Source organism: Roseibacillus ishigakijimensis (assembly GCF_016595415.1).
GTDB classification, from domain to species: Bacteria; Verrucomicrobiota; Verrucomicrobiia; order Verrucomicrobiales; family Akkermansiaceae; genus Roseibacillus; species Roseibacillus ishigakijimensis.
Genome location: NZ_JAENIO010000102.1, coordinates 1 through 1188, shown reverse-complemented (window position 1 = coordinate 1188; position 1188 = coordinate 1). Strand labels below are relative to the sequence as shown.

Below are 1188 nucleotides of genomic sequence, written 5' to 3'. Positions count from 1 at the left end.
CAAGTGGCTGCGGGATAGCCCACGAAAATCCTAAGCACGCCATTTTTCCTTGAAAAGGTGCTGGTCTGGCAAATCATCAACCATATAATCTCTGCAACAAAATGAGAGTCTCACCCTTCACACCTAACCATTGCCAATCTGCATGACTCATTCTTCGATTCTCATTACCGGCGCTAATTCCGGACTTGGATTCGAGGCGGCACGACAATTCGCCCAGCGGAAGGGGATTTCCAAAATTATCTTGGCGTGTCGCAACAGAGTCCGAGCGCAACAGGCGCTTGAGCAACTCGAATCGCTAACCGGAAAGAAGATTTTCGAAATATTGATCGTAGATATCGGTGATTTGGAGTCATGCAAAAAAGCGGCCGAAGAACTCAACACGCAAGTCGATGGAATCATCCTCAACGCTGGCGGTGGTGGCGGCACTGAACCAACCAAACTCACAAAGGATGGGGTCATGCTTATCTTCGCGATCAATGTGCTGGGACATGTACACTTGACCGATCTTTTGATGAAGAACGGCAAGCTCTCCAGAGGCGGATCGGTAATGTATGTCGCCAGTTTTGCAGCCCGGGGAGCCCCTGAGGTGCGTGCTGCAAAACCCTCTATCGCGAATGGCTCGATTGAAGAATGGACCTCTGTAGCCAACGGCACTAAATTCGCCGACAACAAGACATACACAGACATCTATGGATCGGTGAAGCTAATGGGTGCGTTATGGACGATGAGCATGGCGCGCAAACATCCTGACATGAGATTTATCACGGTCGATCCAGGTATGGCGCGTGGCACCTCTGGGACTGCAACGTTGCCTTGGCACCAAAGGTGGATCATGAATACAGCCATGTGGGTGATGCAGCTCCTTGGAAAAGCTCATGCTGTCGATGTCGGTGCCAAACGCTACGTAGATGTGTTACTCAATGACGACGACTTCACGTCCGGTGTCTGGTGGGGCAGCAAAAAAGGGCTTACCGGAGAGTTGGCTGATCAGCTAGAGCATTGGCCTGAGATCATCGGTAGTGAATCCGCGCAAGACAATGTCGATACCGTCATTCATCGCTTTCTCTAGCAATCACGCTGCACCAAGATCTATGCAGAACAAACCACTGAGGCCAACTGACAAGTGATTTTTAGGAAAACTGTTCACAGAGTTTGGGGTGGGTTTTCTTGATTGTTTCGATGGTTTTG

At 50.0% G+C, this 1188-nt stretch carries 1 protein-coding gene; it reads left to right on the top strand.

Going from position 1 to position 1188, the window contains the following annotated elements; all coding sequences use genetic code 11:
• Positions 1 to 142: 142 nt before the first annotated feature.
• Positions 143 to 1069, top strand: a complete 927-nt coding sequence (locus tag JIN78_RS16740; RefSeq protein ID WP_200393145.1) for an SDR family NAD(P)-dependent oxidoreductase — start codon at positions 143 to 145, stop codon at positions 1067 to 1069.
• Positions 1070 to 1188 lie beyond the last annotated feature (119 nt).